The 18,087-nt window shown below is 67.4% G+C and carries 16 protein-coding genes; 5 read left to right on the top strand and 11 right to left on the bottom strand.

The genetic code is table 11. The features are described 5' to 3' along the window. Positions 1-76 precede the first annotated feature (76 nt). Complete coding sequence (locus P3G67_RS19250; protein WP_276094547.1) at positions 77-655, bottom strand: winged helix-turn-helix domain-containing protein; 579 nt, start codon at positions 653-655, stop codon at positions 77-79. Positions 656-765: 110 nt separating this feature from the next. Here P3G67_RS19250 and def point away from each other — a divergent pair, with 110 nt between their 5' ends. Beyond that, complete coding sequence (gene def / locus P3G67_RS19245; protein WP_276094546.1) at positions 766-1,437, top strand: peptide deformylase; 672 nt, start codon at positions 766-768, stop codon at positions 1,435-1,437. Positions 1,438-1,510: 73 nt separating this feature from the next. Here def and P3G67_RS19240 read toward each other — a convergent pair whose 3' ends face one another. The 5 genes from P3G67_RS19240 to dnaB form a co-directional block, all read right to left on the bottom strand. After that, positions 1,511-4,171, bottom strand: coding sequence for a TniQ family protein (locus P3G67_RS19240; RefSeq protein WP_276094545.1), 2,661 nt, complete (start codon positions 4,169-4,171; stop codon positions 1,511-1,513). Beyond that, entirely contained in the window at positions 4,168-5,286 is a 1,119-nt protein-coding gene (locus P3G67_RS19235) for an AAA family ATPase (protein WP_276094544.1), read from the bottom strand. The genes P3G67_RS19240 and P3G67_RS19235 overlap by 4 nt, the downstream gene beginning before the upstream one ends. Next, a complete protein-coding gene (locus P3G67_RS19230; RefSeq protein WP_276094543.1) occupies positions 5,283-7,418 on the bottom strand; it encodes a transposase in 2,136 nt (711 codons plus the stop codon). Before P3G67_RS19230 ends, P3G67_RS19235 begins: the two co-directional genes overlap by 4 nt. Continuing rightward, positions 7,415-8,134, bottom strand: a complete 720-nt coding sequence (locus tag P3G67_RS19225) for a TnsA-like heteromeric transposase endonuclease subunit (protein WP_276094542.1) — start codon at positions 8,132-8,134, stop codon at positions 7,415-7,417. Before P3G67_RS19225 ends, P3G67_RS19230 begins: the two co-directional genes overlap by 4 nt. 199 nt (positions 8,135-8,333) lie before the next feature. Beyond that, positions 8,334-9,845, bottom strand: coding sequence for a replicative DNA helicase (dnaB, locus tag P3G67_RS19220; RefSeq protein WP_391858296.1), 1,512 nt, complete (start codon positions 9,843-9,845; stop codon positions 8,334-8,336). A gap of 447 nt (positions 9,846-10,292) precedes the next feature. On the opposite strand from dnaB, the gene P3G67_RS19215 reads away from it, so the two are divergent. Next, positions 10,293-11,690 (top strand): MATE family efflux transporter, encoded by a 1,398-nt coding sequence (locus P3G67_RS19215; protein ID WP_276094541.1) that lies wholly within the window; start codon positions 10,293-10,295, stop codon positions 11,688-11,690. Positions 11,691-11,817: 127 nt separating this feature from the next. Here the strand turns inward: P3G67_RS19215 and rplI are convergent, their stop codons facing one another. The 4 genes from rplI to rpsF form a co-directional block, all read right to left on the bottom strand. After that, positions 11,818-12,264 carry a 50S ribosomal protein L9 gene (rplI, locus tag P3G67_RS19210; RefSeq protein WP_269855420.1) on the bottom strand — a complete coding sequence of 149 codons (447 nt, stop codon included), beginning with the start codon at positions 12,262-12,264 and terminating at the stop codon, positions 11,818-11,820. A 17-nt stretch (positions 12,265-12,281) separates the two neighbouring features. Beyond that, complete coding sequence (rpsR, locus tag P3G67_RS19205) at positions 12,282-12,518, bottom strand: 30S ribosomal protein S18 (RefSeq protein WP_014143881.1); 237 nt, start codon at positions 12,516-12,518, stop codon at positions 12,282-12,284. Between the two features lie 58 nt (positions 12,519-12,576). Next, positions 12,577-13,149, bottom strand: a complete 573-nt coding sequence (locus P3G67_RS19200) for a single-stranded DNA-binding protein (protein WP_276094540.1) — start codon at positions 13,147-13,149, stop codon at positions 12,577-12,579. 75 nt (positions 13,150-13,224) lie between these two features. Next, positions 13,225-13,515: a 30S ribosomal protein S6 gene (gene rpsF, locus P3G67_RS19195; RefSeq protein ID WP_269855418.1), complete on the bottom strand. Its 291-nt coding sequence runs from the start codon at positions 13,513-13,515 to the stop codon at positions 13,225-13,227. A 257-nt stretch (positions 13,516-13,772) separates the two neighbouring features. On the opposite strand from rpsF, the gene P3G67_RS19190 reads away from it, so the two are divergent. The 3 genes from P3G67_RS19190 (at position 13,773) to P3G67_RS19180 (ending at position 16,372) form a co-directional block, all read left to right on the top strand. Next, positions 13,773-14,081: a hypothetical protein gene (locus P3G67_RS19190; protein ID WP_276094539.1), complete on the top strand. Its 309-nt coding sequence runs from the start codon at positions 13,773-13,775 to the stop codon at positions 14,079-14,081. A gap of 97 nt (positions 14,082-14,178) precedes the next feature. Next, on the top strand, positions 14,179-15,297 hold the full coding sequence (locus P3G67_RS19185; RefSeq protein WP_269855416.1) for a lipid II:glycine glycyltransferase FemX: 1,119 nt from the start codon (positions 14,179-14,181) through the stop codon (positions 15,295-15,297). Positions 15,298-15,337: 40 nt separating this feature from the next. After that, positions 15,338-16,372, top strand: coding sequence for an alanine racemase (locus tag P3G67_RS19180; RefSeq protein WP_269855415.1), 1,035 nt, complete (start codon positions 15,338-15,340; stop codon positions 16,370-16,372). Between the two features lie 4 nt (positions 16,373-16,376). Here the strand turns inward: P3G67_RS19180 and P3G67_RS19175 are convergent, their stop codons facing one another. Continuing rightward, positions 16,377-17,879: a glycosyltransferase family 87 protein gene (locus P3G67_RS19175; RefSeq protein ID WP_276094538.1), complete on the bottom strand. Its 1,503-nt coding sequence runs from the start codon at positions 17,877-17,879 to the stop codon at positions 16,377-16,379. Positions 17,880-18,087 lie beyond the last annotated feature (208 nt).

Genomic DNA, 18,087 nt, shown 5'->3' with positions numbered 1-18,087 from the left:
TCACGCCGTGGCACCTGCCTGCCGTCTCAGGTTCGTGGCATTTCCTCGGGTGAGCCGTTGCGCAGTCCTCGACTTCTCAGTCCTGGCCGCCCTCGTCTGTCGCATGGGGAAGCAAGGGGAACAGCCGGGTGATGAGGGCGACCGGTCGGGCGCCGTCAGGCCGGGCCAGGGGGCGTTGTTCGCGGTCTTGGTAGGGAGCGAGCGCCCGTCGGACGGCGTCCCCGACCCGGCTCATCTCTTCCGGCGTCAGGTAGGCGACAGCACTGAAGGCTTCGTCCTGGCGCCATTCGGTCGGCGCTTGGTCGCGTTGGGCGAGCCATCGCTGCCAGCTCTCGTCCTCCAGCCCTCGGGCCAAGTCGCCGAACTGCTCCTCCGCGGGTGTCCCTGCGGTGGGGGTGTGCTGCTTCAAACGCCAGGGGCGTGCGCGACCCCCTCGGTGAGGGGCTTCCTCGATGTGTCCGTGACGTTCGAGCTGCCGAAGGTGAAACGAGCAGAGCCCAGAGCTGTAGCCCAGTCGGGCGGCGGCTTCGGTCGCTGTGACGGTGCCGACTTCGGCCAGCAGGTCCCGCAGGGCGGTGCGGACCTCGTGCTCACGCAGTTTGTCGCCGGTGTCCGGTGTCTGGTCGGGCTGGGAGTTGAGGTCATCTTCAGTCACTTTGCAAAGTCTGCTACTTTGCAAAGATCCTGGCAAGTGGTTCTCGCTGGGAGTATCAGGCCGCGGTGCCGTCCGCGGCGTATGCGGCGTGCGTAGAAGGGGAGACAGCGATGTCCGTTCGTCCCGACCGGTCCCGTCCCGTAGACCGGCGAGTCCGTGTGCAGGGCCAACCCGTCGACTCGTATCCAGCGCTGCCGCCGGAGGCGGAACGGGGTTCGGTGCGGCGGGTCACGGTGGTGGGTGAGGAGATCCTGAGCCGTCCGTGCCGGGATGTGGCGGAGTTCGGAACTCGGGAGTTGTCGGCGTTAATCGACGACATGTTCCTGACGATGCATGTGGCCGACGGTGCCGGCCTGGCGGCCAACCAGGTAGGTGTCGATCTGAGGCTGTTCGTGTATGACTGCCCGGACGACTACGGGATCCGGCATGTCGGTCATATCATCAACCCGGTTCTGGACCTGCCCGATCCGGGTAACCGCCGCCTTGTTGACGATTTCGAGGGCTGTCTGTCCGTGCCCGGTGCCGCCATGGAGGTTCCTCGCACTGATCGTGCCGTCGCTCGCGGGTTGGACAACGAGGGCAACCCTCTCATCATCGAGGCGACAGGTTACTTCGCCCGGTGTCTGCAGCATGAGACCGATCACCTCGTCGGCCACACGTATCTTGACCGGCTCTCCAAACGGGACCGCAAGGAGGCGTTGCGGCAGATGGTAGACCGCCGTGAAGACGTCTTCGCGCGACGCACGATCAAGGCCGCCAGTCTGGGTCAATCAGGCGCTTGACGGCGGCGGCCATGTTCCGGCCGAAGGCAGTTCTGTCGCATCCTGCGGCCTAACTGCGGTTTCTCCGGTTGTCTCACGGCTTGGCCGGAGGATCCTGCATCACCTGCCGTGTCATTTCCTCCGCGCGGAACTTCCTTGCAGCAACGGTAACGCGCTGGCCAAAAGGGGTCAGTTGCATGGCTCGGCCACGTTCGGCGCGTTCGAGCAAGGGCTGTCCGAGTTCTTGCTCGAGTCGGGCGATCTGGGTGGTCAGTGTCGTGTAGTTGATGGCTAGCGTTTGGGCGGCCTCGTATAGCGTGGGGTGCGCGACCGCGTCGAGGAAGCGCTCGACTCGCTGCCATGCATATGTGTCACTGAAGGCCTTCCGCAGGATGTCAGGAGCACGGAGCGCTGCGTTGTGGCTTCCTGCTCTGCCGGGTTGGACAGGGATGTTATGGGTGTGGGCCCATCGGCTCATGGTCATGCGGCTCATGCCTGTCTCATCGGCTAGGTCTGTCAGGCTCCGTTGGCGGATGACGTACTGCTCGATCAGCCAATCCCGTTCGACTGTCCAGCGTTTGTAGTCCTGTGGTCCGTCGCGTAGCGGGATGCCATATTCGCGCGCCAGGGTGGTCAGGAGGTGGCTGGAGAAGCCGGTCAGAGCCTCTATTTGCTTCAAGGAGCGGTGTTCGTCCTGGTAGAGGCGGGTAAAGGTCTCCTTCGGCACTGCCTGGCGGGCCTGGAATCTGATATGTCCTGTTGCCCTAGCTGCGCGCTTGGTCAGCGGTGCTGCGGGGGCAGGATGTTCGTCCAGGAGGTGCCGAACCACCCTGATGCTCGTGCCGAAGGTCTTAGCAGCATGCTGAACAGGGTTCTTGTGCTGCCGGATGAGTGTGTGGAGGCGGGAGACATCGATGTGCGCTGGGTCTGAGCCGGGCAGCTCGAGCCCAGCCAGCAGGGACATGGGCGGTTGCCAGGTCACTGGCTCGTCGCGGACGCGATGGGCGGCGAGAAAGTACCGTGCTTCGTCGACCAATGCCGCGGCCAGTTCCGGGGTTTGGAAGACAGCGAAGCGAGCAACTTCGGCCCGGAACCGGGCTTCGTTGATGCTTGGATAGTCGGGTGCAGCTTCGGCGGGAAGGCCGCTGATGCGTTGGAACAATTGGCAGCGGACGATCCGCTCGCGAGGGCCGCTGCCGGGCACTGTGCCGGTGCGGCGGCAGATGTCCAGCCATCGCGCGTGCGGCAGCAGGCGCGTGTAGTCCAGACGGCGGCGCCGTTGGTAATCGATAGGAACGTCGTGGGCATCAAGGTAGTCCACTAGTCGGAGCAGTGCGGTCACCATGTCCTGCCAATGCGGGTGGTTCTGCAGAGCCTGGAGAATCCGGGACATGGTGACGCCGTCGGTGACCGAGCCGAGGAATCCTGCGGCCGTGGTGAGTTGGGTGCAACTCCCCACGATCAGGAGTGAGCTGGCCAGGACGGGGGCGAGAGTGCGGGGATAGATCCCGTTGGATGGCGTGAGCCGTACTGCCCAGGACGGCCAAAACGTACTGGGGACCTTTCGTGCTCGCCGGGCGACCGCCCGACTTGTACTTTTCGGGCGGCTGGGCATGGTGGTAGGCGTGCGGAAGCGGAGCTGTTCACTTGTGCGGAATGAAGGGGCGAGGGCGGCCAGGTATACGCCGTGGAGGACAGGACTCAGGCCTTTCCCCCAGGTATCGATGCTCCTCGGACTGATCTGATAGAGCCTTTCACGCATTGCTTCCAGAAGGCTGCGCATCACCTCACCGCCCTCGTGCACATCGCCAGGTTCAAGGACTCGCAGCGCGGCAATCACTGCAACCGCGGCACTCACGGCCCGGGGCGGAGCCATGAAGCCCGGCCGCTCAGAGGCTCGGGAGGCGAGTCGAGAATCGGGTTCGGGTGTGAGATGCATGTCGGCGATATCCGCCGGGACCAGGCTCCTGATGTTGTCCGCCGGGAGGTCTGCAAGAACGCGTCCACCGACGGCCCGGATGTCCGCGAGGGCCGTCCGGGTTGGTTGCGGATCGGCAATATAAGCGCCGAAGCTTGCTGTCCCAGAGTCGATGATCTCTAGTAATCGGTCCTGGGCTATGAGCGCCGCGTGTCCTGCAGGCAGAAGCGGTGTTTCCGTTTCGGTCAAGTCGAAGCCGCATCCGCCTGAGGGATCGCCGTCTTGTCGGGAGGGTGGATTGCCGCAGATGCCAAGCCCGGGTATGAGTCTGCCGGATCGGGGCAACCGTCGCTGAATACGACCGCAGTTCGGGCAGCAGTCCGCCAGCAGTCGGTGATGACGGGGGCAGGCGAAGGCCCAGCCCAGGCGCCAAAACAGCGGCCAGCGGCCGCCGCTGTCGGTGAGGCAGTCCGGGCAGAACCGGGATCCGGCACCCCGGCCCCAGAGAACCCAGCGGTTGACGTACCGGCGCTCGAAGTTGATGCGAATGGCCCGCCCGTCGTAGTGCGCCAGCGTCATGCCCGTGATCGTCTGCTCGCCCAGTCCGCTCGCGTGCGCGATGGCTGCGGCCTGTCTTCTGTCCAGCAGGATCGTCCAGTCCGTCGGAATGCCCCGCAGGTGATCCCCACGCCCGCTTCTGGCCGGAAGGCCAAAATGCCGCAGCACGTCACCGAGCGGGCTGTCCAGTCGGCGTGCGAGAGCCTCGAGCCAGGAATCGAGTGCCTCACCCGGCAGGGGCGGCAGCCGGATCGGCAGGGTCCGGACGCCCTCGTTCATGCGGCCTTGCGGCGGCAGGATCGCGGACGGCTCGTCAGCCGCCGCTTCTCCAGGGCCGCTTCGAGTTCCTTGCGGGCCGCCTCGGCTGCCTCGTCGTTCTTCACGCCGTCGAGCAGGTCACAGTCCAAGCACTCGGTGCCGCTGCGGACCGCCCGCTGGCAGCCGCGGTTGATCAGTGTCATCAAGGAGCCGATGTGGCCGGTGCTGCGGGCGAAAAGGTAGTCGGACAACTCGTCCGCGAGCATCCCGGGATACCTTTCGACCAGGACCACGCGCTGTTCAAGAGCCAGCAGCATCTGCCGCCATTCCTGGCGGCCGGCCTCGGACTCGATCGTGAAGGGCCGCATCCCCAGACGGGTGGTGCGGCGCCCGGTCTGGGCCAGCGCCGCATCCCGCCTGGCGTCGCCTTCGCTGAACAGGCCCTTCTCTACGAGACCGACGCCGATCATCAGCAAGGTCACAGGGAACTCGTTCGCGATCCATTTCAGATGGTTGCTGACCTCGATGCCGTTGCGCTGGTTCCACTTCAGAAAGTGCAAGTCATCAAGGGCGAGGAGGCGAACTTCGCAGGACAGCACACAGTCCAGAGCTCGCTGGCCGAACTGGGCGGTCGTTCCGCCGTTGCGGCCGGGGTGTCCGAAGAACTCCAGCATGGCCCGGTTGAGGTCCTTCATGCCGGTGTTCCCAGTCAGGCCGACCCGGCAGACCGGCAGGCGCTCGTGCCCCTGGTCGGTGAACTCACCCCGCTCGGCGATCTCCCTGCGGTAGAACTCGCGGGCGAACGCGAGGACCGAGGTGGTCTTGCCCAGGCCAGGGAAGGCGTCGAGGGCCACAGCTCCCTTGGCCTTGTCACCGTCCTGCAGGTTGCTGTCGACGATGTCCCATAAATCCTCGTGCAGATCGGCCAGTTGCGGAGTCTTGATCGGACCGATGTTCGCGTGCCATTCCCGCCGCCGCAGGTCGTACTCGGCTCTCGCATCCTCGCCCAGGTCCTTCAGCTGGGCCGACGTCAACACCTCCGGCTGGCTGCGACGCGGGGCCTGAGCGAACATCTTGAAGTCCTCCTTCCGCGACAGCGCCAGATTGCCCAGGCTCGGCAGGCTGACCGTGCTCATACGTCCTCCAAAGCATCCGCGTAGAAGTCGGTCTCGTCGGCGAGATCCTCCAGATCGGCCTCGTCGTCATCGCCCACCTCAGCCACCGACTCCGACTCTGGCACTTCACACTCCGCCGGTTCGTCGCTCTGACCGAGAGCTTTGCGGACGGACGGAAGCGAGACGACCGTCTCCGCCTCGCTTGCCGGGAGTTCGATCGCGGCCTGTTCGCGCGAGAGCCGTAGGGCCATGCGCCGCTCGACGAGGGTGGTGCCCAGCCCCAGGTTCCAGCGCTGAAGCAGATCAGCGACGGCGAGCCGGTCATCGGGGTAGCGGTACTTCGCGGCGGCCAACTTCCGGGCGAATGCCAGTGCGTCCTCGCTCAACGGCATCCGCTCTGACGGCGCGTACTCCCAGGTCAGGGTGTGCCATTCGCGAGTTGTGGGGCTGCGGAAGTAGATCTTGGTGATGTCGTCGGGGTCCGCTTGGAACGGCCAGCCGTTCTTGACTGGACTGTCGTAGGGGCTGCGGATGCCCGGCTCGGGCAGGCCGGGACCGCTGTAGCGGCGGCGGCCGATCTCGACCCCGTAGTGCTGGACCGTGCGCCACTTCGTCTGCAGGAACTCAAAGGCCAGGTCCCGGTCGCGGGGTGCTTCGATGTAGCCCGCCCGCGCCATGCCGTGCTCGAACATCTTCGCCGGGGACATCCGCAGGCCCGGCAGTCCCGGATCGACCAGGCTGGAGTGCGGCCTGCAGTGATAGACCGCCGCGGTCCACTCCCGGATGATTGCCTCAAGCTCGTCGAGGAAGAAGAACGCATCATCCTCCGGGTTCTCGCCCCGCGAGTGGATGTCGGGCCCCTTGTAGCCCGGCAGCACCTGCAGCAGCCCCTCCCGCAGGGTCCGGAAATAGCGCTCAACCGGCCCCTTATCTCGGCCCGTCCGCAGCCGGGCCGGCTGGATGGAGATACCCATCCGGCGGCAGACGCTGGTCAGATGCTCCGAGACGTAGACCTTGCCGTGGTCGACGACCAGCGTCTCGGGAACCAGAGGAGGCGAGGCCAGGCCGGGGCCGGCGGCGCCCTCGACGTCGACCAGGACGGTGCGGGGGATGCCGTGCTCGGGCCAGACCGCGTGTCGCGGCCAGTCCCGCCCCGCCGGCCTCGGCCGAAACGACTGGAAGAGCACCGCGCTGACATCCACCGCCTTCGTCGAGACCGGCGTGAGCCGAATCCCCGTGATGCAGCGGGTGTACCAGTCCATCCCGACACTCAGTTCGGCTTGAACCCACTTGAGCGTCAGCGGGTCGAATGCGAAGACGTCCAGGCGGGTGGAGTCCATCAGCAGGTACTCGCCCGGTCGTGTCGGCCGCAGCTTGCCGTACTGGCCCTCCGGCCGACCGGCGATATCCCGGTTGCGCTTCGTACTCAGCCGGAACAGCGGATGTCGTCGCTCCAACTCCTGCAGCAGCCGAAACGCCGTCGCCCGACTCGGCTGCGGCACCACACCCTCGCCGAACCGCGCGATCACCCGAGCCCGGGTCCGCTCGATCACCATCGTCCGCGACGGCCGCGACTGATCGGTGTGCTCGACCATCACCTCCACCGCGGTCTCCACCCACCGGTCATCGACCGCGATCTGCGCCTTCCGAGTCGGTCCCTTCTTGGGCGCGAGGCCAGCCTCTCCGTGATCCCGGAACTCGGCAATCCACCGCTTCAAGGTGCGCAAGCCCATTCCGAGTTCGGCGACCTTCGCCGCGTATCTGGCTTCCAACGGTCTGTCTAGCGAGTACTCGGGACGAGGCTCATCATCGCGTGCGAGTTCTGAACTGCCAGACCGATAGCCTGTCAGCACCTCTCGAACATGCTCAGCCCGGTCGAGGACCTTCCGTTTCTCTGCCTCATCAAGCTGTCCCAGCACCACGGAGGCAATCTCGCCCTCGTCGTCCGCCGACGGCCCCGGGCCGTCCGGACTGATGACAGCGCGGTCGGAAAACAGCAGTTCCTTGAGTGCCAGCCGCAGCAGCCTCCCCTGGCCGTCTTTCAGAACCACTTCGTTGCCCGCCGTCGTGGCGGCCATCTCCACCACCTCGACGGTCTCCCCGTCGTAGTGGAAACGCGTACCGACCCCGACCCGAACCCCCGCCCTGCTCATGCCGCCCGCCTCAAAACGCACGAAGGGCCGAGCGGACGGCCGAGATCGGTGACGAGCTCCTGTGTCCAGAGCAAGTGATGAATAGCCGAGCGGACTTGAGGCTCAGGACGGTCCGGCAGACAGCACGAGGCCTGCCCCAAAGTGACTCCATCAAGCTCAGCTCCGCGAAGCTCGTCCAGGACTTCGGGGCTGAACAGCCAGTCCCGGCGGTAGCCCGCCAGGAACCGGACGTTTTCCAGTTCCACGGCCGGCACCTCGCTCCAGACCTCGTACTTCCATCCCCGTGATTCCACCGCCTCCCGAGTCCAGCCGAAGGTGAACGCCACCTCCGGCTTGGACAACCGGTGCAGGGGCTTGACGTCGACGACCACCGGCACCTGCCCGGTGAGCAAGAGATAGTCGGGGATGTGCCTGTGAACTTTCCCCTCCAACACCATCTTCAGCAAGAAAGGCTGGGCCACGATGCCGCGTACGGACAGATCGAAGTCGGCGAAGAGCAGGCGCGACAGCTCAAGTCGCGACTCGTAAATCACGTGGTCGCGCATAGTCGCCGACCAGTAGGTGCCCGAGTAGTGCTTCTGCCCCTTGTACCAGCGGAACGTCCGCCACGGGCGAGCCGACTGCAGAAGGTCGACGGGCGCGGTGCCCCAATCTTGGTCCTCCACGAGAGGGCCGCGCTGTCGACGGATGCTCACCGTCGCAGTGGCACTGTCCATCGCACACCCCCCAGCCCACGGGCGATGGCCCGTGTAGCCAAGGGTGTCAGTGCCACGTAGGCGAGTTGGCAGACTGGAGCCTCCGTCACCCAAAAGGGTGAGCGCCTCGACCAGCAAGTCTCACGAAAGCGGCACAAGTGCCACCGATGTGCCATCGAGTCTGAGATTGTGCCGCGAAATTTGAGACCCTACAAACTCGTCAGACGTTCCCCGCCATGTCCACGAAGCGCGAGTAGTGGCCCTGGAAGGCGACGGTGATGGTTGCCGTGGGGCCGTTACGGTGCTTGGCGACGATGAGGTCCGCCTCGCCGGCCCGGGGGGACTCCTTCTCGTAGGCGTCCTCGCGGTGCAGCAGGATGACCATGTCCGCGTCCTGCTCGATGGAGCCCGACTCACGCAGGTCCGAGACCATCGGCTTCTTGTCGGTGCGCTGCTCCGGGCCACGGTTGAGCTGGGAGAGGGCGATAACCGGGACCTCCAGCTCCTTGGCGAGGAGCTTGAGGTTCCGGGACATCTCCGAGACCTCCTGCTGACGGCTCTCGGGTCGGCGTGAGCCGCCGGACTGCATCAGCTGGAGGTAGTCGATGACGATCAGCCGCAGGTCGTTGCGCTGCTTGAGGCGACGGCACTTGGCGCGGATCTCCATCATCGACAGGTTGGGCGAGTCGTCGATGTACAGCGGCCCGGCCGAGACCTCCGGCATGCGGCGGGCCAGCCGGGTCCAGTCGTCGTCGGTCATGTTGCCGGAGCGCATGTGGTGCAGCGCGACGCGCGCCTCCGCGGACAGCAGACGCATCGCGATCTCGTTGCGGCCCATCTCGAGGGAGAAGAAGACGCTGGGCAGGCCGTACTGGATGGAGCAGGAACGGGCGAAGTCCAGCGCCAGGGTGCTCTTACCCATCGCGGGACGCGCGGCGACCACGATCATCTGGCCGGGGTGCAGGCCGTTGGTGAGCGCGTCGAGATCGGTGAAGCCGGTGGGGACACCGGTCATCTGTCCGCTGCGGGAGCCGATCGCCTCGATCTCGTCGAGGGCGCCCTCCATGATCTCGCTCAGCGGAAGGTAGTCCTCCGAGGTGCGTTGCTCGGTGACGGCGTAGATCTCGGCCTGGGCGCGGTTGACGATCTCGTCGACGTCGCCGTCCGCCGCGTACCCCATCTGCGTGATGCGGGTGCCCGCCTCGACCAGGCGGCGCAGCACCGCTCGCTCATGGACGATCTCGGCGTAGTACTCGGCGTTGGCGGCGGTGGGGACCGCGTTGACCAACGTGTGCAGATAGGCGGCGCCGCCGACCCGGGTGATCTCACCGCGCTTGGTCAGCTCGGCGGCGAGGGTGATGGGGTCGGCGGGCTCGCCTCTGGCGTAGAGGTCGAGGATCGCTGTGTAGATGGTCTCGTGCGCCGGGCGGTAGAAGTCCGCGGCCTTGAGCACCTCGACCACGTCGGCGATGGCGTCCTTGGAGAGCAGCATGCCGCCGAGCACCGACTGCTCGGCGTCGAGGTCCTGCGGGGGGACCCGCTCGAATCCGCCCTCCGACCAGCCGCCGCGGTCCCGCCCGTTGTCCCTCGACCCGCCGTCGCGACCGCCGCCGTCTCGGTCGGAACGGCGGTACCGGGCCGCCGGGAGCCGGTCGCCGGGGCCGTCGGGAAACGGCGGATCAATGGGCGGCGCGTCCCCCCAGTGGTCGTCCGCGGGCTCGGGCTGGCTCACCCCCGCCACCTCCTCCCGGTCCTTCGGACCCCGATCCGTGCCTCTCTTTCTTACGGCACGGCTCTGACAAAAAAGACACGCGACTCCGCTTGCGGCGCGTCGAGTGCGAGGACCGGACGGAAGGCGGGTGCCGGACTACGGTAGGGCCACAGCCCCCGTCAGCCAAGATGGTTATCCACAGGCCATGTGGATGAACGGCGAGAGCCTGTGGAGAAGCCCGCCAAACCTGTGTACAGGGCGGGGGAAAGCGCTGTGGACAAGACCCCCACACCTTGAGCGCACCACCTCTGACCTGCACGTTCATCATCCACCGGCTGTGCAGGAGAAAAACTTTCCCGGTTGGCGCAAGATCACGACAAACGGCGCGGACCTGATCACTCAGCGCCACCAGTGGTAATGGCCACATTCCCGTTGTGCCTATTACCTGTGGAAGATTATCCTAAGCCTGTGAAATCGGCCTCCGAGAGACCCACGACCGCCTCGCGGGAGCGCTCCGGCGCCCCCGCGCAGCGCCCGACCCGGCTCCCGAAGGACATCAGGCGACACCATGACCGCGAGATCGTCGCCCTCGCGCTGCCCGCCTTCGGCGCGCTGGTCGCCGAGCCCCTCTTCGTGATGGTGGACAGCGCCATCGTGGGCCATCTCGGAACCCGGCAGCTGGCCGGTCTCGGCGTGGCTGCCGCCCTGCTGAACACCGCGGTCAACGTCTTCGTCTTCCTGGCGTACGCCACCACGGCCGCCGTCGCCCGCCGCGTCGGCGCCGCGGATCTGCGGGCCGCGATCCGCCAGGGCGTCGACGGCATCTGGCTGGCGCTACTGCTCGGCGCGGCCGTGATCGCGGTCGTCGTCCCCACTGCCCCGATACTGGCGAGTCTGTTCGGCGCTTCCGGCGACGCGACCTCGTACGCCGTCACCTATCTGCGCATCAGTTCGCTGGGCATTCCCGCGATGCTCGTGGTGCTGGCCGCCACCGGCGTACTGCGCGGGCTGCACGACACCCGCACCCCGCTCGTGGTGGCCGTCGCGGGCTTCGCCGCCAACGCCGGGCTCAACGCCGGACTGGTCTACGGCGCCGGGCTCGGCATCGCCGGATCCGCCTGGGGCACCGTGATCGCCCAGTTCGGTATGGCGTCCGCCTACCTCACCGTCGTCGTACGCGCCGCGAAACGGCATGGCGCGCCACTGCGGCCGGACGCGGCGGGGATCCGTGCCTGCGCTACCGCCGGTGTACCGCTGCTGGTCCGCACCCTGAGCCTGCGGGCCATCCTCATGATCGCCACCGCGGTCGCCGCCCGCCTCGGTGACGCCGAGGTCGCCGCACACCAGATCCTGCTCACCCTGTGGAGCCTGCTGGCCTTCGCGCTGGACGCCATCGCCATCGCGGGCCAGGCGATCATCGGGCGCTATCTGGGCGCCGAGGACGCGGCGGGCGCCAGGGCCGCCTGCCGCCGCATGGTGCAGTGGGGGATCGCCTCCGGCATTCTGCTCGGGGTGCTGGTGGCCGTCTCACGGCCGCTGTTCATCCCGCTGTTCACCAGCGACTCCGTGGTGCGTGCCCAACTGCTGTCCGCGCTGCTGGTGGTCGCGGTCACCCAGCCGGTCTCGGGCATCGTCTTCGTGCTCGACGGTGTGCTGATGGGCGCGGGCGACGGTCCGTATCTGGCCTGGGCCATGCTCGGAACGCTCGCCGTCTTCGTACCCGCCGCGCTGGCGGTGCCCGCGCTCGGCGGCGGACTGACCGCGCTGTGGTGGGCCATGGGCCTGTTCCTGCTGACCCGCCTGGTGTTCCTGTGGCTTCGGGCACGCTCCGGAAGCTGGCTGGTGACCGGGGCGGTACGCGCCTGACGGCCAGCAGGTGCTGTTTCACGTGAAACATCGTGGCGACTGCCGACGGTTTCACGTGAAACAGCAAAGCCGAAGGGTCGGCACCCCAGCGGGTGCCGACCCTTCGTAGTGACTCGCGCGAAGCGCGTCAGGCAGCGACGACCTCGAGGTCGAGCTTGACCGAGACCTCCGCGTGGAGGCTGACGGTCACCTGGTGCGAACCGACGGTCTTGATCGGCGCGACCAGCGCGACGCGGCGCTTGTCGACGGCCGGACCGCCAGCGTTCTTGATCGCACCGGCGATGTCCGCCGGGGTGACGGAGCCGAACAGACGGCCCGAGTCACCGGCGCGGGTCGCCAGCTTGATCTTGACGGCCTCCAGCTGGGCCTTGACCTCGTTGGCCTGCTCCAGCGTGGCGATCTCACGGATCCGACGCGCACGGCGGATCTGCTCGACGTCCTTCTCGCCACCCTTGGTCCAGCGGATCGCGAAACCACGCGGAACCAGGTAGTTGCGGGCGTAGCCGTCCTTGACCTCGACGACATCGCCGGCGGCGCCGAGGCCGCTGACCTCATTGGTGAGGATGATCTTCATGCTTCGGTCACCCTCTCTCAGCGAGCAGTCGAGGTGTAGGGCAGCAGCGCCATCTCACGGCTGTTCTTCACGGCCGTGGCAACGTCACGCTGGTGCTGGGTGCAGTTGCCGGTAACCCGGCGGGCACGGATCTTGCCGCGGTCGGAGATGAACTTCCGCAGCAGGTTCGTGTCCTTGTAGTCGACGTAGGTGACCTTGTCCTTGCAGAACGCGCAGACCTTCTTCTTCGGCTTGCGCGGGGGCGGCTTAGCCATTGTCTTTCTCCACTGTGATCAAGAAGTAGTTACTCGTCGCCCTTGACCCTCGTCGGGCTTAGAAGGGCGGCTCGTCCGAGTAGCCGCCACCGGAGCTTCCACCCCAGTTGCCACCGCCGCTCTGGCCCTGGCCTTGGCCCTGGCCGCCGGCCGGGGCGCTGGTCGCCCACGGGTCGTCGGCCGGTGCGCCGCTGGGACCGCCCTGCGGGCCGCCCCAGCCGCCGCCACCCTGACCGCCGCCGCCGTAGCCGCCCTGGCCGCCGCGACCGGCGGTCTTGGTGACCTTGGCGGTCGCGTTGCGCAGGGAGGCGCCGACCTCATCGACGTCCAGCTCGTAGACCGTCCGCTTGACGCCCTCACGGTCCTCGTAGGACCGCTGCTTCAGACGGCCCTGCACGATGACGCGCATGCCGCGCTGGAGCGACTCGGCCACGTTCTCCGCCGCCTGCCGCCAGACCGAGCAAGTGAGGAAGAGGCTCTCGCCGTCCTTCCACTCGTTGGTCTGCCGGTCGAAGGTGCGGGGGGTGGACGCGACACGAAACTTCGCGACCGCCGCACCGGACGGGGTGAAGCGCAGCTCGGGGTCGTCGACAAGATTGCCGACGACCGTGATGACGGTCTCGCCTGCCATGGTGGGTGACCTCTCGGCGGGTGTGCTGTGCTGCTGGCTGCTCGGTAGCCGTACTCAGCTCTGGCGCTTAGGCGCTCAGTGCATTTCCGGACGGAGGACCTTGGTCCGAAGAACCGACTCGTTCAGGTTGAGCTGACGGTCGAGCTCCTTGACGACCGCGGGCTCAGCGTTGATGTCGAGGACGGTGTAGATACCCTCGGGCTTCTTCTTGATCTCGTAGGCGAGACGACGACGGCCCCAGGTGTCGACCTTCTCCACCTTGCCGTTGCCCTCGCGGACGACGCCAAGGAAGTTCTCGATCAGGGGGGCGACGGCGCGCTCCTCAAGATCGGGGTCGAGGATGACCATCACCTCGTAGTGACGCATGGTGGAACCCACCTCCTTTGGACTCAGCGGCCACGGCGTTTCCGTGGCAGGAGGGTTTGCGTTGCGTCGCATCGGTGACGCGGACCCCGGGATCCGGCTGGGAGTGCCGGGCGGGACCACACAGACACCGGTGCAGACGGTACACACTACCCGCACACCACCGTCCGCTTGAAATCGCGCGGGGAACCGGGACAATCTGTACACGACGGTTTGCATGGCGCCACCAGTGCGCCACCATCCGCTCACGGAGGTGCCCCATGGCACAGACCTTCCGGCCGCATGGCGTCCTCGCCATCCTCAACACCGACGGCAAGGCCCATCCCAAGGAGAACTCCTTCGTCGCCGTCACCGCGGTGCTCGGCGCGATCGCGATCATCACGTCGATCTTCAGCAACCTCCACCTGCTCACCTCATGGACCGGCCTGGCGGGGATCTTCACCGGCGCCTACGGCCAGTTCATCTCGGCCACCACGGCCGAGCGCTTCGTCCTGGTGCTCAGCCTCGGCGCGTCCGCGATCGGGTTCTTCCTGGGCGTGGCGCACGGCGGGCTCTGGGGCGGCATCTAGCACCCTTCCGACCGGTCACAGGTCGGGGTCTTGCCCTCGCGCAGTAGGCTTCGCCGGGAAAGCCCGGTAGAACCTGCAGCGATGGGGAGCGCCCCGAATGAGCCTGACCCTGAGGACGATCAGCCGAGAGCAGCATCTGGCCTACATCCAGAGCCTGCCCGCGGCGAGCCACATGCAGGTTCCGGCCTGGGCCGACGTCAAGGCCGAATGGCGGTCCGAGAACCTCGGCTGGTTCGACAAGAGCGGTGAACTGGTCGGCGTGGGCCTGGTGCTCTACCGCCAACTCCCCAAGATCAAGCGCTACTTGGCCTACCTCCCCGAGGGCCCGGTCATCAACTGGTACGCGCCGAACCTCGAAGAGTGGCTGCAGCCGATGCTCGCCCACCTCAAGCAGCAGGGCGCGTTCTCGGTGAAGATGGGCCCGCCGGTGGTCATCCGCCGCTGGGACGCCGGAGCGATCAAGAACGGCATCTCCGACCCGGACGTCAAGCGGCTGCGCGACGTCGAGGCCACCTTCATCGAGCCGCGCGCCTTCGAGGTCGCCGACCGGCTGCGCCGCATGGGCTGGCAGCAGGGCGAGGACGGCGGCGCCGGATTCGGCGACGTGCAGCCGCGCTACGTGTTCCAGGTGCCGCTGGAGGGCCGCAGCCTGGAGGACGTCCACAAGGGCTTCAACCAGCTGTGGCGCCGCAACATCAAGAAGGCCGAGAAGGCCGGCGTCGAGGTCGTCCAGGGCGGCTACGACCAACTGCCCATCTGGCAGCAGTTGTACGAGATCACGGCCGAGCGCGACCACTTCCGGCCGCGCCCGCTGTCGTACTTCCAGCGCATGTGGACGGCCCTCAACACCGAGGACCCGAACCGGATGCGGCTGTACTTCGCGACGCACGAGGGCGAGGCGGTCGCGGCCGCCACGATGCTCATCGTCGGCGGCCACGTCTGGTACTCCTACGGCGCCTCCGCCAACCACAAGCGCGAGGTACGGCCGTCCAACGCCATGCAGTGGCGGATGCTGCGGGACGCCTACGCACTGGGCGCCAGCGTCTACGACCTGCGCGGCATCAGCGACTCGCTGGACGAGAACGACCACCTCTTCGGCCTGATCCAGTTCAAGGTCGGAACGGGTGGCCAGGCCGCCGAGTACCTGGGCGAATGGGACTTCCCGCTCAACAAGCTGCTCCACAAGGCGCTCGACATCTACATGTCGCGCCGCTGAATCCGTCCCGCCGCACACAAGGAAAGGTCCCGACCCAGCCATGGCGCTCACCCTGTACGTCGACACCGCGCGCTGGCGTGCTCACCAGAAGACCGTGGTGGACCAGTTCCCCGGCATAGTGCCAGTCTGCAAGGGCAACGGCTACGGCTTCGGCCATGAGCGGCTGGCGGACGAGACGGGCCGGCTGGGCGCCGATCTGCTGGCGGTCGGGACCACCTACGAGGCGGCCCAGATGAAGGACTGGTTCGGCGGTGACCTGCTGGTCCTGACCCCGTACCGGGTGGGCGAGGAGCCGGTGCCGCTGCCGGACCGCGTGGTGCGCTGCGTCTCCTCGGTCGAGGGGGTACGCGCCCTGGTCGGCGCGCGCGTCGTGATCGAGGTCATGAGCACCATGCGGCGGCACGGCGTCTCCCCGGACGACCTGGCCAAGCTGCACGGGGCCATAGACGACGTACGGCTGGAGGGCTTCTCCATCCACCTGCCGCTGGACGGCGTCGAGCGCGCCATCGACCCGGTGGAGGAGGTGTTCGGCTGGATGGAGCGGCTACGCGCCGCCCGACTCCCGCTGCGCACCATGTTCGTCAGCCATGTGAGCCCGGCTCAACTCGCCCAGCTGCAACAGCAGTTCCCGCAGACCCGGTTCCGCGCCCGGATCGGCACCCGGCTGTGGCTGGGCGAGCCGGCGGCGCTGGAGTACCGCGGCGCGGTGCTGGACGTCACCCGCGTCTCCCGGGGCGAGCGCTACGGCTACCGCCAGCAGAAGGCCGCTGGCGACGGGCACCTGGTGGTGGTGGCCGGTGGTACGTCGCACGGCGTGGGCCTTGAGGCGCCCAAGGCGGTGCACGGTGTGATGCCCCGGGCGAAGGGCGTGGCGCGGGCCGGTTTGGCGACCGTCAACCGGAACCTTTCGCCGTTCATCTGGGCGGGCAAGCAGCGCTGGTTCGCCGAGCCCCCGCACATGCAGGTCTCGCTGCTGTTCCTGCCCAGCGATGTCGCCCCGCCCGCGGTGGGCGACGAACTGGTGGCCCACCTGAGGAACACCACCACGCGGTCGGACCGGGTGGTCGAGCGCTGAGCCGTCAGGCGTCCGCGTTCTCCCGGCCCCATTCGACGTAACCGCTGCTGAACTGGGCGGCGTGCCGCGGCTGATGCGCGCGCCGCCCCAGTACGAACACGTCCCGAGCACCGTCCAGCACCCCACCGGACGGGTCGTCGGAGCCGTCCCGCCGCACCGGGTCCCGCTCCGCCATCAGCGCGTCGCGCACGATCACGGCGCACAGGTAGAGCGTTCCGAGCAGGTGCAGCGCGATCGCGAAGTCGTAGCCGCCCTCCGGCAGACCCTTGTTGTTGCCGCCCGTGGTGTAGGCGAGGTACATCCAGATGCCGAGGAAGTACATGACCTCGCAGGCCTGCCAGACCAGGAAGTCCCGCCAGCGCGGCCGGGCCAGCGCGGCCAGCGGGATCAGCCACAGCACGTACTGCGGCGAGTAGACCTTGTTGGTCAGGATGAACGCGGCGATCACCAGGAACGCGACCTGCGCGAAGCGCGGCCTGCGCGGCGCGTACAGGATGAGCGCGGCGATGGCCGCGCACAGCAGCAGCATCAGCGCGATGGCATACGCGTTCGCGCCGTCGAGCGGGTTGCCCGTCTGCTGCGAGATGATCAGCCAGAGCGAGCCGAAGTCCACGCCCCGCGACTGGCTGTAGGTGTAGAACTTCTCCCAGCCGTCCCAGGCGAAGACCATCACCGGCACGTTGACCACCAGCCAGGCGACCGCCGCGCCGCCGAACGCCTTCCAGTACGTCCGCATCCGCCCCGCCCGCAGGCACAGCAGCAGCAGCGGCCCCAGCAGCAGTACCGGATAGAGCTTCGCGGCCGTCGCCAGACCGATCAGCACCCCGGCCGCCACCGGGCGGCTGCGCGCCCACATCAGCATCCCCACCGCGGTGAGCGCCACGGCCAGCAGGTCCCAGTTGATCGTCGCGGTGAGCGCGAACGCGGGGGACAGCGCGACCAGCAGTCCGTCCCACGGCCTACGGCGGTGGGTGCGCGCCACGGCGATCACCGTGATCACCGCGCAGAGCATCAGCATCGCCGAGTTGACCAGCCAGTAGACCTGCTCGCGGTGCACCAGGTCGGAGCCGTGCGGGGTGAACCAGGAGGCGACCTCCATGAACAACCCGGTCAGCACCGGGTATTCGAGGTAGCCCATGCCGCCCGAGGTGGCGTCCGGGATGTGGTCGAAGTACGGCACCAGGTCGTCGGCGAAGCCGCGTGCGTAGAACAGGTGCGGGATGTCGGAGTAACAGGCGTGGGTGTACTGGTCGTTCGCGCCGAAGAACCAGCCGCTGTCGTAACACGGCACCTTCTGCACCATGCCGAGCGCGAACATCCCGATGACGACCAGTGCGAGCACCCGCAGCGGATTCCACCAACCGCTTCGACCGGTCGTCGCACGTCGCCCGACGGGCCCTCCGAGCAGTTCGCTACCCGCCTCGGCCAGCGGGTCCTCGGCGGTGGGCGGTACGGTCGCGGCCTGCACGGGGGCGGCGCTGTCGTCGTTCTCGCGCGCGGTCGTCATGCGGGACATCCTGCCGTACGAACCTGGGTGACGGCCGTGCACGGTGTACAGAAAAAGGCCGTGGAGGGCGAGATGCCCTCCACGGCCGTGTTGTCGGCGTACGCCGGTTAGTGGTGGCTAGCCGTTGGGCCCGCCGAACAGAGCACCGTTGCTGGTGCCCTTGCTGGTGCCCCCCGTACCGGGGCCTCCGGTACCGCCGGGACCACCT

Origin of the sequence: Streptomyces silvisoli, from assembly GCF_029269905.1 — a bacterium.
GTDB lineage: Bacteria > Actinomycetota > Actinomycetes > Streptomycetales > Streptomycetaceae > Streptantibioticus_A > Streptantibioticus_A silvisoli_A.
Note: the sequence above shows the minus strand (reverse complement) of the source record. Positions and strands in the feature narration are given on the sequence as shown.